Source organism: Bradyrhizobium sp. CCBAU 51627 (genome assembly GCF_028128765.1).
Lineage (GTDB): Bacteria > Pseudomonadota > Alphaproteobacteria > Rhizobiales > Xanthobacteraceae > Bradyrhizobium.
On record NZ_LBJG01000091.1, the window covers coordinates 56,025 to 76,989 of the forward strand.

12 protein-coding genes and 2 pseudogenes are annotated in these 20,965 nt (G+C 58.2%); all 14 read right to left on the bottom strand.

The features are described 5' to 3' along the window. Positions 1-97: 97 nt before the first annotated feature. Positions 98-682 (bottom strand): PCC domain-containing protein, encoded by a 585-nt coding sequence (locus XH88_RS35725; RefSeq protein ID WP_271672872.1) that lies wholly within the window; start codon positions 680-682, stop codon positions 98-100. 654 nt (positions 683-1,336) lie between these two features. Beyond that, a pseudogene (locus XH88_RS35730) lies at positions 1,337-2,251 on the bottom strand (transposase). Between the two features lie 92 nt (positions 2,252-2,343). Then, the gene (locus tag XH88_RS35735; RefSeq protein WP_271672873.1) at positions 2,344-3,489 is read right to left on the bottom strand and encodes an ABC transporter substrate-binding protein; all 1,146 of its coding nucleotides are present in this window, start codon (positions 3,487-3,489) and stop codon (positions 2,344-2,346) included. 595 nt (positions 3,490-4,084) lie between these two features. Then, the gene (locus XH88_RS35740; RefSeq protein WP_271672874.1) at positions 4,085-4,975 is read right to left on the bottom strand and encodes an MBL fold metallo-hydrolase; all 891 of its coding nucleotides are present in this window, start codon (positions 4,973-4,975) and stop codon (positions 4,085-4,087) included. Beyond that, positions 4,972-6,144: a CaiB/BaiF CoA transferase family protein gene (locus XH88_RS35745; protein WP_271672875.1), complete on the bottom strand. Its 1,173-nt coding sequence runs from the start codon at positions 6,142-6,144 to the stop codon at positions 4,972-4,974. The genes XH88_RS35740 and XH88_RS35745 overlap by 4 nt, the downstream gene beginning before the upstream one ends. A 9-nt stretch (positions 6,145-6,153) precedes the next feature. After that, positions 6,154-7,059 carry an HpcH/HpaI aldolase/citrate lyase family protein gene (locus tag XH88_RS35750; RefSeq protein WP_271672876.1) on the bottom strand — a complete coding sequence of 302 codons (906 nt, stop codon included), beginning with the start codon at positions 7,057-7,059 and terminating at the stop codon, positions 6,154-6,156. A gap of 847 nt (positions 7,060-7,906) precedes the next feature. Further along, positions 7,907-9,049 carry an ABC transporter substrate-binding protein gene (locus XH88_RS35755; RefSeq protein ID WP_271672877.1) on the bottom strand — a complete coding sequence of 381 codons (1,143 nt, stop codon included), beginning with the start codon at positions 9,047-9,049 and terminating at the stop codon, positions 7,907-7,909. A 759-nt stretch (positions 9,050-9,808) separates the two neighbouring features. Next, complete coding sequence (locus XH88_RS35760; protein ID WP_271672878.1) at positions 9,809-10,600, bottom strand: hypothetical protein; 792 nt, start codon at positions 10,598-10,600, stop codon at positions 9,809-9,811. 1,973 nt (positions 10,601-12,573) lie between these two features. Then, positions 12,574-13,427 (bottom strand): annotated as a pseudogene (locus XH88_RS35765) (MaoC/PaaZ C-terminal domain-containing protein). 223 nt (positions 13,428-13,650) lie between these two features. Beyond that, positions 13,651-15,861, bottom strand: coding sequence for an acetate--CoA ligase family protein (locus XH88_RS35770; RefSeq protein WP_271672879.1), 2,211 nt, complete (start codon positions 15,859-15,861; stop codon positions 13,651-13,653). A 62-nt stretch (positions 15,862-15,923) separates the two neighbouring features. Further along, positions 15,924-17,087 carry an acyl-CoA dehydrogenase family protein gene (locus XH88_RS35775; protein WP_271672880.1) on the bottom strand — a complete coding sequence of 388 codons (1,164 nt, stop codon included), beginning with the start codon at positions 17,085-17,087 and terminating at the stop codon, positions 15,924-15,926. Positions 17,088-17,176: 89 nt separating this feature from the next. Beyond that, positions 17,177-18,376: a pimeloyl-CoA dehydrogenase large subunit gene (gene pimC, locus XH88_RS35780; protein ID WP_271672881.1), complete on the bottom strand. Its 1,200-nt coding sequence runs from the start codon at positions 18,374-18,376 to the stop codon at positions 17,177-17,179. A 490-nt stretch (positions 18,377-18,866) separates the two neighbouring features. After that, on the bottom strand, positions 18,867-19,691 hold the full coding sequence (locus XH88_RS35785) for an enoyl-CoA hydratase-related protein (protein WP_271672882.1): 825 nt from the start codon (positions 19,689-19,691) through the stop codon (positions 18,867-18,869). A gap of 130 nt (positions 19,692-19,821) precedes the next feature. After that, positions 19,822-20,595: a hypothetical protein gene (locus XH88_RS35790; RefSeq protein ID WP_271672883.1), complete on the bottom strand. Its 774-nt coding sequence runs from the start codon at positions 20,593-20,595 to the stop codon at positions 19,822-19,824. Positions 20,596-20,965: the final 370 nt, after the last annotated feature.

Below are 20,965 nucleotides of genomic sequence, written 5' to 3' on the forward strand. Positions count from 1 at the left end.
GCTCACCGCGCCTCGAGCGTCGCGGAGGGGGCTATACTGCTGGACAGCGTAAGTTCCGCCCGCGGAGGTTACGCCGTGATTTTGTCCAGCGATGCGACTATGCCGGTACGATGTCGTGATAGTAGCCCTCCTTGTCCCAGGTCGCCTTCAAGATAACACCTGAAACCTTTGCGATAGCGACCGAGAAGTGTGAGGGCAACTTCGCTTCACCGTTCCAAGTGTTTTTGGAAATCAGCGACCCCTCCATGAGGTGACCACAGACGGTCTGTGAGGCGCTCGACACCGTGATATGACAGTGGAGATACGGAGTCTGGTGTCCTACGAACCCCGCCATACTGCCGAAGCCTGTGTCGAGCTCACTTGGCCCGCGCCGTTGCATGAGCTCTGGCGGCGCTGTAACCGACTTGTCCGGGACCCAGCCCATCCCGATGATGCCATGCGCGCTCACTTCGAGATGCCCAGGGATCTCAACGTAATCAATGCCAGTATTCCCGGGTCGCGGCTCGTGGGGAAACCGCTGCAGCCGGACGCTTTGCATCGAGCCGGTGGCGTCCAGAAGGATTCCTGTCTTGACATCGTATTCTTTGCAGATGTCCCAAATGGCTCGAAGAAGGTCGTCACCGGCGTTGAGTCGAACGTAGATGACCTCCTCGATCTTCCCACGAAATCCTTGCCTTTTCATATCATAGACCTTCCAGATGATTAAGGTAAAACGCGTGAGCTCCCCGCTCCGTTGCGACGCTTGATAGAGCCGAGGGTTCTGCGGAAGTACTACAGGATTCCGTTGCCGAATTTCCGCAATGTGGCGCTTTGTAACGGCGCAATTCTTCGTCTGAGGCGAAGAATACGGGCATCGGAGCGTCAAGCGTTCGCCTCTCGGATCACACGAGCAAAGCACCAGCTCGTGTGTAAACCACCGGCTACGCGCTAGGACAGCTACCAACTCAGATAGAGTTGATGGATGACACCAGTCGCGCCGCGCTGGGCGCCGAGGTTCTTAGGCTGGCCGCGACGGTGGCGAGGCCTCTCAGCGGCGCAGCGGAATAGGAATCTCTCCCGCGAGCGCTGGCAAGTTGAGGACGACACAGAATACGGTGTATGAAGGAGTTCAGCCTGCTGTTTGGCGACCCATTGCGCGCCCCGAGCGCTGGCACTTCTGGCAATGCCGTTTACGGAGGAATTATAGGCGATTGAACGTCGCTATGCTAGTCATGCCGCCTTTAGTGGACCGAGACGCGTGATCATCCGTAAGCGCCGATGCGGCTACCACTGCTGCGTTCGCGGTAACCTTGCCCCCAAGCTTCACCCAGCCCTGAGTCCGATCTGGCTGGTGGATTTACGCGCATGGCGCGGTGGTAGCCAGGGGAGCTGCTGTGGAGCCATCGGCATAGCGCAGCGCCAGGTCCGGTCGCGGGTCGCAGGTGAAGGCGAACTCCAATGGTGTTTTCCATCCGAGTTGCGAGTGAGGTCGTCCCGCCAATGTCCGATTTCGAGACTGGCCTGGGACCAGCGACGTGAACAGCGTCCGGTTCAACAGTTCATCCCGTAGCCGGCAGTTGAAGTTTTCGATGAAGGTGTTCTACATGGGCTTGCCCAGTCCAGTTCCCGAGCCACCCGGGAGCCGGACAGCGAGGTGTCGGCCACCAAGGCCAGACACTCGCGCGTGCACTCGTCGACCACGGTCAGGATGCGGAAGCGACGGCCATCGGTGAGTTGATCTGAGACGAAGTCGACCGACCAGCAGTCATTCGGCGTGGTTGACCAGATACCCTCCCGCTTGAGCAAAACATGCAAGCGCCGATAGCCGAAGCGACGACGCACCTCGGCGATCGCCCTCATGCGTTGGCGTAGGGCGGCATCATCCGCCCGGATCGTCCGGTATCTGATGGTCATGCGGCAACAGCCGATGGCTTTACACGCCCGCCGTTCGCTCACCCCATAGGACTCCACGAGATGCGCGACAGCTTTCCGCTTCCCCTCGGGCGTCACCATTTCTTTCCCAGGAGGTCCTTCAACGCCGCATTGTCCAGCGTGGCGTCGGCCAAAAGCCGCCTCAGCCGCGTGTTCTCGTCCTCCAGCGTCCTCAACGGCTTGGCTTCCGAGACCTCATCCCACCAAAGCGGGCTTTCCAATTGTAGATGCTGGCATCGCTGACGCAATGCATACGGCATAGATCGGCGACCGACACGCCGGCCTCATGCTCCTTCAAAATCCCGATGATCTGCTCTTCCGAAAAGTGGCTGCGCTTCATGCTCTGGTCCTTGGGCCAGAACGAACTTCAAACTGGATAAAGCCCGCGGGCCGAAGGTCAAAGCGTGCAAGACCGTTGGCTCATCGACCACATCATTGCGCCCGCCATGCCAAGAAACGCTCCTGAATGTGCTCGGCGTTGGATTTGCCATCCGGCCGACTCTCCAAGAACCAGGGAGCGTCGTACCGGACAAGCTTCGCTGCGTTGTCGGGGTTTATGCTTAGCAGTGGCACCAGCTCGGCCGGCAGGTACTTTAATTGATTTAGGTTCGGACCGGGATAGCCCGTCCATTGCGTGAAGCTGGCCGCTATTTCAGCCCGATTCACAAATGCAATGAATTTCTGCGCATTAGCGCTATTCGGCCCCCCCTCAAGAATAGTCCAGTGGTTATCGGTTAGAGAGGCGCCGTCCCATACCATGCGAATGGGCATTCCCTTCTTGATAGCCGCCAGGGCACGCCCATCGAACGAACTCGTCATCGCGTATTCACCATTGACGAGTAGCGGTATGGTCTCGCCAGCTGCAGTCCACCATTTCGTGATGTGGGGTCGGATCTCGTCGAGCTTCCTCAGTGCGCGATCGACCATATCATCGGTCAACCGCCAGAGACCTTTCTGAGTGACGCCATCGGCGCTCAACGCAAACGCAATGTCAGCAAGATAAGAATTGGCGGCGAATCCCCGCGGTCCCGGGAATTCCTTAATATTCCAGAAGTCTGCCCAGTTCTTCGGGCCGCTCTTTGGGAAAAGACGTTCATCATAAACCAGCAGTTGGCTGCCTGAGTATCCGACTACAGCATGCGTATTGCGAGCATATTCCGGCACCCCCTTTAGGGCTTCGTCATCCCAGAGGCTGTAGTCTATAGGCATGAAAGCGCCGGCCTGAGACAATTGCGAGTAGGCTGGCCAAAAAGCGTTGACAAAAGCAATATCCCAATCAATCCGGCCAGCTCCGCGCATCGCCTTGATTTGGGGCTCGGCTTCGTCAGCTGTTACATCGACAACCCTAATGCCCGTCGCCTTCGTAAAGGGGGTAGAGACATGCTTACGAAGATTTTCCGTGAACAAGCCGCCATAGCTGCAAACCACCACTTCCCCCGTGCCGGCGAGTTTTTCCTGACCAAAGGCTGCGGTGGCTTTCGCAATGAGCGGCGCACTCAACATCGCTGCCGACGATTGCAGGACCGTGCGTCGGCTCACCCGGCGGGACGGAAGTTTACGAGACACGTGATCTGACATAATTTTCCCCCTCTTTTGGGAAGCGCACGCTTGGTCGTCAACGGCTCAAGGGGGCGCACATCCACCTCGAACCTAAGGGGAACGGTAGCTTTTCGACCGAGCCGGTATTCACCAATTGTCGGCGCTACATCGGCGAAATCCCGCATCTCTGCACGCGGCTAGACGGATTCGGAATTACGAATTGGCAACAAATCAACAAATTGAGAAGAAAGCTCCCGCCAAGGCTCGGATTGCCACCACGGACCTAACAAACCCCGCGCTTGCAGGGCGCTCTTATGCCGAGGACCTTCACGTTCCGTAGCAAACCAAATCCAAGAGGGCGCGCAATCGACCTCGCAGCGAGCTTCGGAGATAGTGTGCCCTGCTCCGCGGTAACGGTGGTCAACAGGTCGTCTCGAGCGCGCGCATTAGCTAGCGCGATCCAGACCCGAAGAATAGCTGCCCGAGCTGTTGGCGGTTTCTGCGCCAGCGCAAGAACATTGGTGAGCAAAGGTCAAGGCGATCGACTGTGACGCCTTGTGGCCCATCTCCAAATCTAGAGCCTCATGACTGACACCATGTCCAATGCGCTTCACGCGATCACGGTCGCCTCTTCTCAATCAGCGTCAAAGCGAAAACGAGGGTGGACTGCACCGCTCACCACACAGCCTGCAGTGGGTTCGGGAAAATGCGCCGTCATGAGCTTCGTAGGCGTGTCAATACAGCGGGCAATCAGCCCGCGTAGCACTTGGATTGCCGCTGCGTTATCGTAGCCGGCGTTGATCCAATCTGGCCGCGCAAACTGGATCGGGTGGTGAATGGCGTCACCGGTAAAGATCGCCTCCTGCGATCGCGAGCGCAGGTAAAGGCCGCAGTGGTGCTTGGTGTGACCGTGGAGCGGTACGTAGCGAACCTCGTCAGGCATTTCGTTCTCGAAAGCATAGTCATCTTCCACGAATGTCGCCAAACCGCGGTCCACCACAGGCAATACGCTGTCAGTGAACGACAGCTTCCGGTATGGCTTAACACTTCCCCTTTCGAACGCGTCGCGCCACCATTCGAATTCACCCTTGCTGATAAGGTAGCGGGCGTTGGGGAAAGTGGGTACCCACTCGCCATTAAGCAGCCGCGTGTTCCACCCAACGTGATCGGCGTGCAGATGCGAGCACATGACGAAATCGACCTGCTCAGGACTAACACCTGCGCGCGCCAGATTCTGGAGGAAGGGTGTTTGCAGTCTATGCCAGGCCGGGAAGTAGGACCGCTCCTTGTCATTGCCACAGCAGGTGTCGAACAGAATCGTATGGTGTCGCGTGCGTATCAAATACGCATGCATATGGACTGCAAGATTTCGAGTTCCGGGCTCCACCAGGCGAGGCCCCAGCCAGTACTCATGTTCCGCAACGTCTTCTGGCGTCAGGCCGACAAGCAGGTCGCCTGGGGGGACCGAGAATTCGAACTCCGTGATCGAGTCGACGCGAATGTCCCCGAAGACCTGCGTCTTCATGCAGCAGCCCCCTTTGCCCGCAGCGCGGCAATCTCCTTTTCTTCAAATCCGAACTGCCTTAGCACCTCGTCCGTATGCTCCCCGAGCATCGGGGCGCGTGTCGTCGGCTTGTCTCCGACGCCCATCTTCACGGCTTTGCTCATGCTCCGGTACTTGCCGACACGTGGGTGATCGTGTTCGACAACGAGCCCCTCTGCCAGAAGTTGAGGATGGTCGAACATGTTCCCGATCGATCGTATCGCGATGCAAGGGACTTTGCCGAGCATCAACTCTTCCCATTCAAAGGCAGTGTGCTGCTTCAGGGCTTCCCTTATCAGCGGCTTGATCTCGTCTCTAAGAGCGACACGCTTCTTGAGCGTATCGTACTTTGGGTCCTCCACCAACTCTGGGAAACCGAGAGAGTCACACAGGTTCTTCCAAAAGGCGGAAGTGGTGGCTTGCAGGTAGAGGTGGCCGTCCTTGGCCGGATAGATTCCCGAGTAGCTCGCTCCCCACCAACGCTCAACGTCACGAGGCTCGCTTTCCGCCCATATGAATTGGCCAGCCTGCAATGAAATAGCGGACCGCAATAAAGATGGCTTCACATGCTGTCCTTCGCCCGTCCGCAGCCGATGGACGAGCGCCGACAAAATTCCGATCGCGACAAAAGAGGCCGTATGGTAGTCCACGATCGAACCCTGCAAGATCTGCGGCTGCTCGGTATCAGTTCCCTGCATGGAGGCTAAGCCAGTGAAGCACTGGAGCATCGTGTCGTAGCCAGGATGGTCCCGCAGAGGACCGTTTTCGTTTTCGCCGTAACCCGTCAGCGAGCAGTAAATGAGATCGGGGCGCAGGCTTCGCAGCGTTTCATAGTCGATTCCAAGCCTGCGAGGCACGGAGGGACGGAAGTTGTGCACGACGACGTCGGCCCGGTCCACCAGTCGATAGAAAGCGGCCTGGCCCTCGGCGCTTTTCAGGTCAAGCACGACCGAGCGCTTGTTCCTGTTCGCTCCCAGGAAAGTCCTGCATTCGTCGGTTAGGCTCGACGGATATTGCCGCAAGGCGTCGCCGCGCGGGGGCTCAATCTTGATGACCTCGGCTCCCACATCGCCCAAGAGAGCGCAGCCATACGGCCCCGCGAGATACGCGGTGAGATCAAGAACAACCACCCCTTGAAGTGCTTCCGCCATGCTTGCCTCTCAATATGCGGGAATTTCAATATTCGGGACGATGCCGACGTCCATGCCAGCTGCTCGAGCTGTTTTCAGGACATTCATTGCAGCCCGGACGTTTGCGTAGTCGAGCAACTTCGATTTGTAGCGAATCGCGCCCACCCCGCGAGCCACTCCCTCCGCGAAAGCCGAAATGATTTCGCGCGCCTCGTTGACTTCGGCTTGCGATGGCGAGAAGACCTCGTTGATGATGGGGATGTGACTCGGGTGGATCGCCATCGCCCAAGTCGCACCCATGCGCTTGGACTTTTCGGCAAGCCGCCGCACCAGATCGAGGTCATCCAGCTGCCCCGTCATGGAGCCCTCGATGTGCACGATACCGGCAGCGCGCGCTTGCAGCACGAAGTGGGCACCGAAGTAAATCCCTTCGTCGGTCGCATTGTTGAGGCCGAGGGAAAGGGCAGCATCTCCACCCGGTGTTGGACCACAGGCAGCGCCGGCACGCTTGATCCGCTGGGATGCCATGCAGATGTCGTAGAGCCTGTACATGGCCACTGCCGTTTCCGCACCAGCACCGCAGATCTCGATACCCCCAACCGGCAGGCCACGCGCCCTCTCCAGTTCCCCCAATACACGGTCCAGGGCGGCAATATCCTCCGGGTCCTCGACTTTGGCGAGCGCCACTCCATCGAGGCCCTCGATGACGATTGCATTCAGATCGTCCAGCAGGTGGCCCGTTCGCCATCCGTTGACCCTCACGAATCGGCCGAAAGAGCCAGTACGGAGTTCCTTGATGGCTGTCGCGACGGCATTGCGAGCCGCAGGCTTTCGGGTGACCTCGACAGCGTCCTCAAGATCGAACATCAGTGCGTCGGCGCCATACTTGGGCGCCTTCAACATCCAGTCGAGTTTGTCTCCGGGAACGAAGAGCATCGAGCGATAGCACCTGGCGTCTCGAAAGGTCTGAGGCAAACAACTCTCCTAAATTCCAAATTTGCTGCACCAATTCGGTTACATCCTACCGATCTCTCGACATCGTTCAGTCCAGTTTAGCGGGCTTTGAAGCCTGATTCGCGCGCCGGCGGAACATTTTCGACGGATTTATGCAAAGCTGGTTTTGTCTGCGCTCTTTTTGCTCAAGCTTAAGAAGTAAGGCGCCTCGCAGCCAAATTAGCATTGAAGAACAGGCCATGGGCCCGGCTGAGGCGCGATGGTTGATCATGCCGCCGACCACGACGATGTTTCCCCAAAGAAACGAAGCCGAACGCGCCGCCACTCGATGCCAAGAAGCTCCACCTGCAAGGCGCTGAGCCCGCCGGCAACACGATCATTATCTTAAACACCTGCTTGCGCTGGGTCTTGATGGCAATCCAGAGAGGCTTGGCCAATTCTGGTCCACGCGTCGAAGAACACACCAAGAGAAAGAGCGGCTGGATAAGCAGTGCCAGTGCTATCGTTCCCCTATGCTGCTAACCGCTGGGCATTGGGACGGCACGGAAGCAGCCCGAGCTCAGAGACAGCTAGAATACTATTAGCTGTTCCTGCTCGAAGTTCGGCTGCGCGTCCCGGCTGGTTGGGATGCTCCACAACCGAGGCATGATGCACACCGAGGCATGACGCACATTGTCATGCCGCTCATGATCCTGCGGCAATAACCAAAATCACGCACGGCGAGAGCGAATCAGTTCGCTGCGTCGCTAGACGTTTTCTGCAGCTCAGCAATCTGCTCGTGTTCATCTATTGTCTCGACTTCTCTAGAGCCCGCCAGACACCACAGCGCTCATTGCGCCCGCCACGCCAGCCATCGCTCCTGGAGATGATCTGCATTCGTCTTACCATCCGGCCGCTTGGCAGCCAGCCAAGCAGGGTCCTCCGGGATGACTTTAGAAGCATTCTTCGGATCGATGCTGAGCAGCTGCACCCACTCAGCCGGAAGATACTGGAGCTGATGTGTATTCGGCCCGGGATAGCCAGTGCCTTGAGTAAACCCGGCCGCAATCTGCGCGCGATTCAAGAATGCGAACAGTTTTTGCGCATTCACCGTATTGGGTCCACCTTTAAGAATGGCTGCATAGCTATACGTCAGCCAGGCCCCTTCCCAGGCGAACTTGATCGGTGCCCCTTTTCGGATCGCGGCGGTTACACGGCCATCAAACGCGCTTGTCATGGCGTATTCGCCGTTGATCAGGAGTTGAGGCGGTTCGCCGCCCGCGCTCCACCACTTGCTAACATATGGCTTGATCTGGTTGAGCTTGTCGAATGCGAGATCGAGCTTCTCGTCTGTTAAGGGCCAGATGTCCTGGTGTGCGAGCCCGGTGGCGAGGAGCGCAAGTGGGATGGTGTGCTTACCAAGTAGAGCCTCAAGGCCACGTGCTCCGGGAAATTTCTTGACGTCCCAAAAGTCCACCCAATCTTGCGGGCCGCCGTTTGGAAAAACCCGCGCGTCGTAAGCGAGAACCCCCGCCGTTTGGAAGACGACAATTGCGTCGTTGAGACGTGCGTGCTGCGGCGTTCCTTCGAGCGACTCCTGATCCCAAAGAGTGTAATCAACTGGCACAAACATTCCAGCTTCATGCATTGCCGGATAGTTCTGCACGACAATGTAGGCAACGTCCCAATCGACTCGGCCTGCCTGGTGCATTGCTTTGACCTGGGGCTCGGCCAGATCGGCGACCACATCGACGACTTTTATTCCTGTCGCCTTCGTGAACGGCTCATAGACAAATCGCCGAATGCCTTCGGTAAATGAGCCGCCATAGCTAAAAACGACCACTTCGCCACTGCCCGCAAGTTTTTCCTGCGCCCAGGCTCCCGTCGCTTTGGCAACGAAGGGAGCGCTCAACAACACTGCCGCTGATTGAAGCATTGAGCGTCGGCTCTGGCCACCGGACGAATGGATTTGAGAAATCTGTCGCTTGGTCATGACCCCCTCCTGGTTATGCTCAGCTCGTTTGCTCCGCCCATGCTTACACATATGTTCTTAAGCGCTACAGCGGGGCACGGATGGAACTTACCTCGGTTAAAGCAATCCTGCAAAATGAGGTACGGCCTTCCTAGTGTTCGATCGCTGATAAAGAGTTGTAGATCAGGGCGCTTGTGAATCTGCGACGATGGAAGAGATCGAGTAATGTCGGCAGCACGGCTAATCGACAAAGCTTGGAGCGGCCGGCCGGGGCCGCAGAAATTGAGTTGGAAGGCGCGGATTGTGCTATTGGCCAGCGATGGATTGAGGGGAGAAGCGATTGGGGTCGACAGGCAAGGGCCGCTCACGGACCGGCGCCGGCCTTGGCGGTATGTGGCCAAGGCACGACGGGCCGCTGAATGACGTGATCTTCCTATCGTGGGGCAACCGCTGCGACAGCCGCGAGCCCAGAGTCGATCGACGCCAACGTCGCGGCGCTACGCACCCGTGAGCTATGCTGATGCAGGAACCAGCGGTGAACGTGGCACTGGTCGACAATGCTTTGAGTGCACCGCATTCGCAATCAATAAACCATGGACTTAGTCGAGGGGGACCTCTCATTGCCGGGCGGCCCTCCCTGGGAGCCGACTGCATACCAGAGTGCACAGCCGAGCAGGTCGCGACGGCAAGGAAGCTCCGATTTTGCGCCAAGCTGACGTATACCGAAGAGGCGGCGGGCGGGAGAGTTCTGCGCGTGATTCAATCACCGCGTCATCGTCCTTAATCGATTCCCGCGAATGGCCTGCGTATCAACCCACCGATGACGAACTCGATCATCGAGGTAAAGTCGAAGACCGGAACGCCTGTAGCTCGCTGAACCGCGGCCGCATAGGGCGGTAACTCTGAACATTCGAACAGCAGCATCCCGATGTCCGGTCGATCCTTGAGGAGAGCGACGGCGGCAGCGACAGTTTCCCTTTCGACAGCACTGCTATCGAGGTCACCGCTGGCTGTAAGAAAAGCATCGGCGAAACAGGGGGCATCCTCAAGGCCCACTATGACCACACGGTCGGAATCGGCCGGCAACCCCGCGGCTCTCAACACGTCCGGAGTCAACGACGACGCCTTTGCCGTGATGATACCAAGCGCTTTGCCACGCGGAAGCATTTGTCCCAGCAATGCACCGAGAAGTAGTGGTGAAAGCAGCACGGGCACGTCGACGGCATTGCGCACGGCGTCTTGATACCGCAACATGAACCCGCAGTTGGCGGTAATCATTTGAGCGCCCTCGCGTACGAGCTCAATGGCGGCCTGTACCGCGGCCGAAGCGTATTTTCCGTAATCGGGCGCGACAAGTTCAGTGAACGAGAGGCCAAGGATCGTTTTGTAGCGAACAGGCACGCTCCAAGTGCTGGCATTGCCGACGCTGCCGGGAATGAACGGGCGGCTGAACTCACCGCTGCGGCCGATCCGCTCGAGGAGCAAGATCCCCACGGGTGCGCCGTAGAACGCGTGGTTCGGGTGCCGCGATGCGAACCAGGACTTGCCTTGGGTGAGCTGAGAATTGTTCATCTAGCTACCCTCTCTAAACATGGGCCAATGCACCGGTAAAGGTCGGTCCAATCAGCGACCCTGCCAGCCCCCCAAAGCGAATGCCCACCATTGTAAACTCGTCTCGGCGCTGAATTTCAACGAAAAACCGGCATCCGACCGATAAAAAACTGCGAGATCCACCCTTTCATGCAAGGGGCCGCCCTTGCGAACGTTGTGCGCATACGCCCTCGCCGCCGATTTCATCGTATTGAATTGAATGGAGCGTGCAGATGTCGGGTAAGGATCTCGATATGCAACACTTGCCCTTTCGGACACCATTAGCGTCATGCCAGGGCAAGCGACCTTGAGGTGGTCCGAAGGCGCGAACCAGCCGTGGGCCCAATGATGAGATTGCTAATGCGATCGCGAGCGGATGCGATCCGTCGGCTCACGATAGAAGTCGATCGACATCGAAGGTTGGCGGTGCGGGTATAGATATGAACGATCAGTCGGATTACCGTAATCACACGGCTGATGAAGTCTGTTAGCGCTTGTTCGCTTGCCATGAGAAATTCGTCTTTGAACTAACACTCTAGCGCGATACGCACCGGCACCCTGCCGGAGTAGCAGGAAGCCAACTGACTTTCGCGAGTAGCAAGGAGCGGCAAGGCCCTGTTGTGCGGACCAAGCTCGCGAGAACTCCGCCAGGTGGGTGATTGCGATTGAGCTCAGCGCGTCCGCCATGGCAGCTAACGCTGCTGTATGTGATCTGCATTGGTTTCGCCATCTGGTCGCGTCTCCGCGAGCCAGTTGGCGTCATCAATGATGCACTTCGAAGCGTTCTGCGGATTCACGTTGACCTGCGGGATCAACTCGGCCGGCAGGTACTTGAGCTGATTTGTATTTGGCCCAGGGTAGCCGGTACCCTGCGTCCAGCCGGCCGCGATCTGCGCGCGGTTCAGAAAGGCGGTCAGCCTTTGCGCGTTCCCCGTGTTGGGCCCCCCTTCAGAACCGTCACGTATGTGTAGGTGACATAGGCGCCCAGACAAAGCTGATCGGCGCGCTCTGGCGGATCCCGGCAATCAATCGGCCATCGAACGCGTCCGCCATAGCATATTCTCGGTTGATCAAGAGCTGGGGCGCCTCACCGCCCGCGCTCCACGCTTGGTAATGTACGGCTTGATATCGTTCAGCTTTGCAAATTCCCGATCAAGCTTGTCGTCTGGCAGTGGCGAGATATCTTGTGTGCGACACCGGCGGCCAGGAGCGCAAATTGGATGGCGTGCTTACCGAAGAGAGCTCGAGACCCCTTGCTCCCGGAAACTTCTTGACGTCCCGAAAATCTGCCCAGTCTTGGGGACCAGCTCCCGAAAAGAGGCGCTGGACGTAAGCAAGACGATCGCGGACGCAAGCCCCACGACCGCGTCTTTGAGACGTGTATGCGGCGGCGCGTCGTCAAGCGCTTCTTGATCCCACAGACTGTAATCGATCGGCTCGGGCCTCCCGGCCTTGTGCATTGCCGGATAGGCCTCCGCCTCGATATAAACAATGTCCCAATCGACGGGGCCAGCCTGGTGCATCGCCTTGACCTGGGGCTCCGCCACCACATCTACGACTTTTATTCCGGTCGCCTTCGTGAACGGCTCATAGACGGATCGCCGAACACGTTGGGTAAAGGAGCCGCCACAGCTGAAGACGACGACTTCGCCGCTGCCGGCAAGCTTTTCCTACGCCCAGGCTCTTGTGGTGTTGGCAATAATCGGTAGGCTGAGCAAGGTCGCCATAGACTGGAGAACGAGGCGACGGCTCGGGCCGCTAAAGGAATGATTCCCGGCCCCCCTTTGGTCATGACGCTCCCCCTCGTTATGCAGAGCTATGTTGTTCGGCGTATTATTACGCATGAGCGTAGCCGCCTAAACGGCACAAGGAGCGCGTAAATCGGCGGGGATCGAAGAAATTCTGCAGAATAACGGGCAAATGTCGCGAGCCATCTCGCGCCGCTACGCAGGTTGTCAGTCTAGCAATGTCATGCCGTTCTTGACAACTTTGACGCCGCGCCCCTTCACGCTCGCTTCGAACGAGATCACGTTGCCATCCTTCCACATCTCCAGCGTCATGGTCTCCCCGGGGTAGACCGGTGATGAAAAACGCGCCGCATGCCGCCTGCAGGCGCTGGGATCATAATCGGCATAGGTCTGCAGAATGCCGCGGCAGGTGATTCCGTAGGTACATGCCGTGAAGGATTGGCTTGGGAAACCCAAATCGCTTGGGGGACTCCGGATCGGAATGCAGCGGATGGCGATCACCGCAAAGCCGGTAGATCAGCCCTTGATCGGGGCGCGTGGGAATGTTGACGATCCGGACGGGCGCTCGGCTCGGCATTGATTCGGCCCGGGCTGACCGTCGGTAGGCCCGCCAAAGCCGCCATCGCGACTCGCAAAATACGAAGTCACCAGGGTTGCCAGCGGTTCTCCATGGCTGCCCTTCAGTACCGTTTCGAAGCGGATGACTGCTCCTTTGTGCTTGCCCTCTCGTAGACGGCGATCACGGAAGAGTCCGCCGTGATATCGGTGGCGGGCGGAAGCGTGCCGTGAAATGTGATGTCCCGCTCGCCGTCCAACGCGATGGGGTTTAGATTGAATTCACCAGGTTCAGCGAAGCCGGCGGCGACTGAGGCAAAGGTCGGAACGACCTTCAGTGGCCGCGCCGTCACTGTGGCCTCGTTGACGAAAGCGAGCTCCTTCTCGTCCAGGGGATCAGCTCCCATGCCAATACCAAGAGCGTAAAGCAGCACATCGCGATCGCTATAGCTGTATTTTTGGTCGAGTCTCTTCATGGCCATCAGCTGCTCATAGTTGATTGCCATGTGATCTTTTCCCGCGCCAAGGCCTAGCCGGAACTAATAGAGCTTCGACTGCTTACGTTGTTTGCGGAGAGAAACCAAGCAACGAGAATTCCTTGGTTTGAATCTCTCTTCGAGATAAGAAGCATCACTTCACGGCGCCTGTCATCCCGAGCGGGCGGTAATATGCTTCCTTGGCGATCTCGCTGGTCGAACCAAGCCTTGCAGCTAATCGACGGCTCGCTTGTCAAACTCCGTTGAGCTTCTTTTTGGTGATGAGGCAGTCAACGGCGACTAGCCCAGTTCCACTGGCAGAAAGGATGATGGGATTGATGTCAATCTCGCCGATCTCGTCGGCCAGATCGGTGCAAAGGGTCCCGAACTTGACAATGCAGTCGGCCAGTCCCTCCAAGTCTGCCTTGGCGCCGCCCCGCGCACCACGTAGAACGCTTGCACCGCGTAGCCGCCCGATTGCCGATTGCACGTCGTCCGCATCGAAGGGCGGCAGCAGCACCTGCACGTCGTTGAGTGCCTCAACCCATATTCCGCCCAATCCGAAGGCGATGACTGGCCCAAATTGCGGATCGAAAGTTGCGCCCAGCATGATTTCTGGCCCAGATTTGGCCATTTCTTGCACGACGACGCCGGCGCTCTTCGCTTCAGGGCGGTGCGACCGGACCGAAGCCATGATCTGCTCAAATGCCTCCGCCGCTTTCTCGGCTGAGGGAATATTCAAGATGACGCCGCCAACGTCCGTCTTGTGCACGATCTCGGCCGACTCGACTTTCATCACCACCGGAAAATCAAGCGTCCGTGCAATGCGCGCCGCCTCATCCGCCCCCGTTGCCAGCGCTTCGCGCGTGACCGGAATTCCGTAGAGCGCGAGGAGACGCTTGCCCTCACGCTCCGTCAGAACGTCGTCTTTCGCCTCGCGCATGATGCGCAATGCCTCAGAATAGCAAGTGTTGCGCCGGCCCCACTTGGCCGATAGGCGATCACCGGGTTTACGGCCGCGTTGGAACTCAGCATAGCCCATCAGAGCAGAGAGCGCCTTCAGCCCAGGAGCTAGACCCTGCAAAAACGGCATGCCGTTGAATTCGGCCTTCGGCTCGATCATCGGATCCTTTGGATCGAGAGAGCTGTAGAAATGGCCGCCGGGGAGGCTCAATATCGGGAAGACAACCTCTGGTGCCGCCGCTGCAGCCCGCGTTAAGGCTTTCCCGAGAGCTGATCCCATATCCAGGCACGAAGGAAAGCCGCGGCCCCAGATGACCATGTCATACGCGCCACAGGTGGCAAGTGTGCTCAGCGACTCATCGATGATGTGCGTGTCATAGCCGCCCTGTGCGGTGAGATCGAGGGGATTGCCGACATTGCCGAACTCGGGAAAGACCCTCTCCAGCCGAGCCTTCGCCGGTGCGGGCAGCGGCGGAAATTCTATGCCGTAGGAATCGGCGACGTCGGACAGAATGCCGGCGGCGGTACCAGAGAAAGATGCGAACGCGACGCGGCGGCCGCGCGGCCGCTTCGTCGAAGACAGCGCAACCGCGGTCTCGATCAGATCGTCAACGGTATCGACCCGGATGACACCCAATCGTTTCAGGACGGCATCGATCGCCACGTCTGAACCTACGAGGGAGCCGGTATGAGCCAATGCCGCTTGGCGGGCCTTTTCAGAGCGGCCAACCTTGATCATCACAATGGGCTTGCCCTTGTCGGCCGCGCGCTCGCAGGCCTTGATGAATTCAACCGGCCGCCTGATCTGCTCGCAGTAGGAGGTGATGACGCGCGTGTCCTCCTCGTCGACAAAATAGTCAATGAAATCTGCGACATCGAGACATGCCTCATTGCCGACAGTGACCACGCGACCGATGCCGATTCCACGAGCCAGCAGTGGCACGATCAGGCTATAGACGAGGGTACCGCTCTGCAGGATGGAGCTAATTCCCCCTGCCTTCATGGTGTGAAAGTCCAGCGGGACCGCCATCAGCTGATTGGCCGCGTTCATCAACCCGAAACAGTTTGGGCCGACCACTGGGATGCCGGTTCGTGCGGCCCACTCCATAAGCCAGCGTTGCTTATTTTCCCCCTCCCCGGCCTGCTCGGCAAATCCGCTGGAGATGATCTGAATCGCTCGCACACCAGCGGCTTCGCAATCCTCGAGGACTTCGGGAATGGCCTTGCTTGGAATGGCGACCATGGCCAGGCCAACGGGATGAGGGATGGCTTTCAAGCTCGGATAGCATGGCACGCCCGCGATCTGCGTGTAACGCGGGTTCACGGCAACGACCTCGCCCGAGAAACCCCATTTCTTGATATTCGTGAGCATTTCGGTCGCGAAGCCTCCCTTCTGGGAGGCGCCTACAATCGCGACGGATTCCGGCCGAAAAAGCTGGCTGATCCTACCCGCCGTTCCCTGCTGATGGTGGTCTTGTTGCGGCACACGATCAACTTGCATGTTTAACCCGTCGGTTCTTGTATTGCGTAACGCTGGCGTCTCGTTTGGATGAGATCCCGGTCCTATCGTTGGATTGCTTGATCGCCGAAGAGGCCCCCAAGCGCGGCGAGGCGCTGAAGATGGTGGTCGGTATCGCCGAATGACGCGTCGATCATCGTTACATGCTTAAAGTAGTGCCCGATGCTGTATTCCATGGTCATCCCGATGCCACCATGGAGCTGGATAGCCTGCCGTCCGAGCGCTTTGGACGACTGACCGATCTGCGCTTTTGCGGCCGACAGCGCCCGCTCACGCTCGGTCACATCGCTCTCTCCCGCCATCATGGTGGCGTACGTCGCCATGGAACGCGACTGCTCCAATTCGACGAACATATCGACCGCGCGGTGCTGAAGCACCTGGAAGGAGCCAATTGTCGTGCCGAACTGTTTGCGCGTCTTCAAGTAATTGACGGTGATGGCTTGCATTTCAGCGAAGCAGCCGATGGCCTCGGCGCACAAGGCCGCAATCGCTTCGTCTGCAACTCGCGAGATGATCGGGAAAGCGCCTGCGGGGTCGCCGATAACGTCAGCCCCCCCGATTCGTACGTTCTGAAGCGTGATCTCGGCCGCGCGCAGCCCGTCCTGCGTGGGATAGGCGCGACGCAAAAGGCCCGGCGCATTAGCGTCAACCAGGAAAAGGCCAATCCCGTTCTTTTCTCGCGCGCCCCCCGCCGTTCGCGCCGAGACGATGATCTTGTCCGCTGCATCGCCATGGAGGACAAGACCCTTGGTCCCGTTGAGCACCCAACCCTCGCCGTCCCTCTTGGCCTGGGTTTCAACATCGAAGAGGTCATATCGCGACTGAGGTTCGGCGTACGCGAAGGCGAGTTTCATCCGACCTTCCGCAATGGCGGGGACGAGCTTCGAATTTTGCGCTTCATTCGCCCCATGCCGCAGGATGCCGCCTGCGAGTACGACGGTTGCGAAATATGGCTCAAGGATAAGCGCCCTGCCGAAAGCTTCCATGACGATCATGGTCTCGACCGCCCCGGCGCCGAGCCCGCCGTGAACCTCCGCAAAAGGCAGCCCGAGAAGCCCCAGCTCAGCATAGCGCGCCCACATCGCTTCACTGAATCCCAGCTTCTCCGCGCGGTACTTGCGGCGGTTCTCAAAGCTATAATGCTCACGCATCAAGCGCTCGACGCCATCCTTAAGGAGCCGCTGCTCCTCGGAAAGATCAAGATCCACTGGAAAACCCTCCTGAAACGGGGCCACATCTTCGCCCCTCAAACCCTTTAGAACCCTGCGCAGTCAGCATCTTCCATGTTGCTGAAGCGTCAGAGGCCGAGGACGACCTTCGCGATGATGTTCTTCTGGATCTCATCCGAGCCGCTATAGATCGGCACCTTCCGTCCGTTGAAATAGGCGGGCGCAATCGGTCCAGCCCAATCGGGACCAATCGCCGTCTCCCCGCTCTGAAACTCCTCCTCTGATTGATAGGGCAGCGCGTAAGGGCCGATCACATCCATCAGAAGCTCAGCGGTCGCCTGCTGGATCTCCGAACCCTTGATCTTGAGGATCGAGCTTGTGGAATCCTGCGTACCCTTCTCGAGCTTCGATTGGTTGGCCACGACACGGAGCTGCGTCATCTCGAGCGCCTTGAGCTGGACCTCGACGGCTGCAATCTTCTTGCGGAAATCGACCCTGTCGATGAGCCGCTCGCCCCCGACGCGGGTGCGTGAAGCAAGTTCCTTGATGCGCCGGATACGCTCCTTAGAAAGGCCAACACACGCAATCGTGACGCGCCCGTTGCCAAGAACAAACTTGGCGTAATCCCAGCCGCGATTTTCCTCGCCGACGAGGTTCTCGACAGGAACCCGCACGTCGTCGAAGAAAACCTCACAAACTTCGGGATAGCCGTCGAACAACTGGATCGGACGCACGGTAACGCCCGGCGACTTCAGGTCGATCAGGAGAAAGGAAATGCCTCGCTGTTTCTTGGCGTCAGGATCCGTCCGAACCAGGCAGAAGATCCAGTTGGAATATTGCGCCAAGGACGTCCAGATTTTCTGGCCATTGACGATGTAGTGGTCGCCGTTACGCACGGCCCGGGTTTTGAGCGAGGCTAGATCGGAACCGGCTCCCGGCTCGGAGAAGCCCTCGCACCACCAATCGTCGACGTTTACAATGCGCGGCAGGAAATACTTCTTTTGCGCATCGCTACCGAAAGTATAGATAACCGGCCCAACCAGGTTGATGCCGCTACCGGCCGGCTCCGGCGCCGGCGTCTGGCTCACTTCCTCGCCGAAGATGTACTGCTGGACTGGTGTCCACCCCTTGCCGCCGTACTCGATCGGCCAGTGCGGTACGGCCCACCCCTTCTGCGCGAGAATGCGCGTCCAGCGCACCTTATCATCCTTGCTAGGATGCCGGCCCGCAATCAGCTTCTCGCGGATATCTGCAGGGATTGCGGAGCGGCAGAATGCCCGAACCTCGTCGCGGAAGGCAAGTTCGTCAGCGGTAAAATTCAGATCCATCGATGCTTCCTAGTAGCGAACAGCGCGCCGATTGTTGATTGTTGATTGTTGATTGTTGGCAATATACCAGGCGCCGAATTCAAAGATCCCGATTCCCACGGATCGAAGCCGAAATTCTGCGATATAGTCCAAAATCGCGAAGTTTTTCTGCGCCCGGAAGCTGGGTTGTCGCGGTCGCCGTCGTAATCAGGGCCGGATCTTAAAGTAGGATGTTGGCCGTGACCGGGCGCGCCTTCGAATTTTCTCCGATAAGCGGAGAAAAGCGTTCTCTCGGTCGCGCTCCTGGCGATGCAAAACTTACCGGTTGAGCATCGCTCCTTGTGGAACAGAGCATCGCTCGCAGGCTTGCGCGAGCGGTCTCGAGCATCCCCTAGCACCTCGCGCCGCGGCGCCAGCAAGGTTCGCTTCTGGTTGCGTCATCGCGAGAGCAGCAGATGATCCATATCGCTGCCCTCCCAAAGAATGCCTGCTCAGAAGTGAGATCGATCCTTCAACGTCCCTGAAACACGGGTTTTCGCTTCTCCGCAAAGGCCCGCACGCCCTCTTTGTGATCGAGCGTTAATTCCGCTTTTATCAGATTCTCGGCCTCACGGTCCATCGACTCGAAAAGGTCGGACGCCGCCGCGTGATCCAGATTGTCCTTGATACAGCTAAACGCGAATGTGGGCCCCTGGGCGAGTGAAGCCGCAAGCTCAAACGCGGATTGGGGTAACTCCGCGTCTGCCACCACGCGGTTGAGGAGGCCCAGCGCTTCTGCCCGCCGCGAGTCGATGCGATCGGACAGCAACATCAGTTCGCGCGCGCGGGAGACCCCAACCAGCTTCGTCAGCAGCCAGGCTATACCGCAATCGCCCGACAATGCGACCTTCGCATATGAGGTGGTCAAGATGGCCGACTGCGAAGCAATGCGGATGTCGCAGGCGAGTGCAATCGCAAGGCCCGCGCCCGCAGCAGCGCCCGGAAGCGCCGCAACGGTTGGCTTTCTCACGGCGAACAGCTCACCGACTAGCTTCCGCTGGTCAGCCCGCAAGTCGGCCACCCGATCTTCGAATGTTACTTCAACTGTAGCCGAACTCTGCCCCATGCCTTTGACATCGCCTCCGGCACAGAAGGCGGTCCCTGTGGCGGTAATCAGGATCGCACCAACGTGTGGATCGTCAGCAAATCGCTTGATCAGCTTGCTCCAGGCGACTTTCATTCCTTGGGAGATAGCATTCCGCGCCTGCGGTCGGTTGAGCGTAATCACACCCACGCGATCACGGATCTCCGCCAGTAGGTCATCTGTTCCAGTATTGATTTGTAACGCTTGCGACATGCGCTTAGCTCCGCTGTACTTCGCCACGGCTGGGCACCCAACATGCGAACGACCGCAAGCCCAGCGAGGGCATGGTGGATTGGGAGCTCAGAATAGCCCTACTGAGCTCCCACAGGCTCATCGGATAGACTTATCGAACCGATGCAGGCCACGGCTTCGGCCTACCCGGCTGACTTCGCAGACGCCAGTCAACCGGGTACGGGACGAAAAACATGATCCCTCTTTCGCCTTCGTACTTCAGAGGAGTCCCTTTCGGCAGCCAGACCACGTCCCCCAACTGTGCGTCGATTGCGTGGCTAAAGTTCTCACCTGTGCGAATCCGCATCACTCCACCAAGCCCGACCGAGATCTGGTCATATTCCGTCGTCCAGTCCACCGAGCTACCGTTGAAGGTTGCGATCGTCGCACCAAGTGATTTACTGATCTCTGGAGTAACGAGGCTGCAGGTAGATGCATAGCCGCCCGAATAGATCTGCATCTGCGAATAGATCATGTCCGTGCTTCGGAAATGATAGACGTCGTTCAGAGGCTTATCATTCTCAGTCGCGTCGCTGCGGGTCCGCCAATCAACAGGGTGACGAGCATAAAAGACCTTGGCCTTGTCCCCTTGGTACTTCAGGCGGGTTCCCTTCGTAAGCCAGACTACATCGCCGAACTTCGCTTCAATGACACGGCCATAGTTTTCGCCGGTGAGAAGCCGAAATAATCCACCAAGCACGACGATGGTCTCATCATAATTCACCTTGCGTTCAATCGAGCAGCCGTCGTACGTGGCGATGCCAGCATCGATTGTCTTGCTGATTTCTGGACCGACCAATTGGCAAACACTCGCGGAGCCACCGCCCTCGCCTTGCATCTGCGCAAATACCATGTCCTCGCTCTTCACATAGAGCGGTTTAGTCATCATCGTTCTCCCTTCTTGATCCAGGAGCCTGCCCAAGAGGCATACACCGGGTTCTTTTCACGCAATCGTTTGAGCAAGTGCCCGATCTTCGTCACCGCCCCATAGGTGCCATCGGTGAATCAGGACGAGAGACAACGTAAGGAGGGCAGGTCCCTCGCCATTTTGTCACATGCGTCTGAATGACCACAGTTTCCGTTGTGGGGCACCACAGGCGCCCCTTACGCCGAAAGCTCCGCAGCAACTATATTGCAATGTTAAGGGCCCTGATGTTGCGAAAACGCCGCCCATTGAGGCAGAATCCTGCAAAATGATCTGCGCATTGTACCAAATCAGACCCAAATAGGCTCCATCACGCTTGAGCTTTTGTTTT

Coding starts and splice junctions, on each gene's coding strand:
- XH88_RS35770 (WP_271672879.1), bottom strand. CDS start 15,861: ATGCAAGTTGATCGTGTGCCGCAACAAGACCACCATCAGCAGGGAACG.
- XH88_RS35760 (WP_271672878.1), bottom strand. CDS start 10,600: ATGAACAATTCTCAGCTCACCCAAGGCAAGTCCTGGTTCGCATCGCGG.
- XH88_RS35740 (WP_271672874.1), bottom strand. CDS start 4,975: ATGAAGACGCAGGTCTTCGGGGACATTCGCGTCGACTCGATCACGGAG.
- pimC (WP_271672881.1), bottom strand. CDS start 18,376: ATGGATCTGAATTTTACCGCTGACGAACTTGCCTTCCGCGACGAGGTT.
- XH88_RS35750 (WP_271672876.1), bottom strand. CDS start 7,059: ATGCTCTTCGTTCCCGGAGACAAACTCGACTGGATGTTGAAGGCGCCC.
- XH88_RS35790 (WP_271672883.1), bottom strand. CDS start 20,595: ATGACTAAACCGCTCTATGTGAAGAGCGAGGACATGGTATTTGCGCAG.
- XH88_RS35725 (WP_271672872.1), bottom strand. CDS start 682: ATGAAAAGGCAAGGATTTCGTGGGAAGATCGAGGAGGTCATCTACGTT.
- XH88_RS35785 (WP_271672882.1), bottom strand. CDS start 19,691: ATGTCGCAAGCGTTACAAATCAATACTGGAACAGATGACCTACTGGCG.
- XH88_RS35745 (WP_271672875.1), bottom strand. CDS start 6,144: ATGGCGGAAGCACTTCAAGGGGTGGTTGTTCTTGATCTCACCGCGTAT.
- XH88_RS35755 (WP_271672877.1), bottom strand. CDS start 9,049: ATGACCAAGCGACAGATTTCTCAAATCCATTCGTCCGGTGGCCAGAGC.
- XH88_RS35735 (WP_271672873.1), bottom strand. CDS start 3,489: ATGTCAGATCACGTGTCTCGTAAACTTCCGTCCCGCCGGGTGAGCCGA.